Genomic DNA, 479 nt, shown 5'->3' on the forward strand with positions numbered 1-479 from the left:
ATCGTACCCAGGCTTTCTGTTGCCCGCTGAAAAAGGAGGGGACAGGGATGATTACCACTCCACTTACCAGGCATGCGAGATCGATGATCGCCTATTCAGGGCTGTTATCCATTTCAAGTGCCAGCCGTTTTACCTTGAGGGAAGATAATTGTTCGGCCACTGCCTTAACGGCTTCATGGTATTGCTGCCAGCTCCACGAGCGATAGTCTCCCTGCAGGGCGAGGGCATTTGGCTGAAGCGTAACCTGTTTCTCAAGCATGTTCAGAAACATAAGATCCTCCGGAAGGGGTTATCCAGGGAGCAGCAGGCGGACCAGCAAACATTCCCAGCAACAGGCTGGCCTGACTCAGTGTGGTTTGCCCACCATGTAACTCTCCCGCCATAATTCGTGGGTCATGTTCGTAATAGCCCCCCCATTCACGCGCAGCTTCGCCAAGCCTTGTCGGGTCAGCAGGCATCAATGTGACTGGCTGAAGATT

The 479-nt window shown here is 53.4% G+C and carries 2 protein-coding genes; both read right to left on the bottom strand.

The genetic code is table 11. The features are described from left to right. Window positions 1-91 precede the first annotated feature (91 nt). Window positions 92-271, bottom strand: coding sequence for a hypothetical protein (locus ACU8YC_RS26680; protein WP_446896218.1), 180 nt, complete (start codon window positions 269-271; stop codon window positions 92-94). Further along, on the bottom strand, window positions 252-479 hold a 228-nt coding region (locus ACU8YC_RS26685), incomplete at its 5' end, for a thermostable hemolysin (RefSeq protein ID WP_446896219.1). The genes ACU8YC_RS26685 and ACU8YC_RS26680, both read right to left, overlap by 20 nt.

Source organism: Citrobacter sp. VF227 (genome assembly GCF_052950715.1).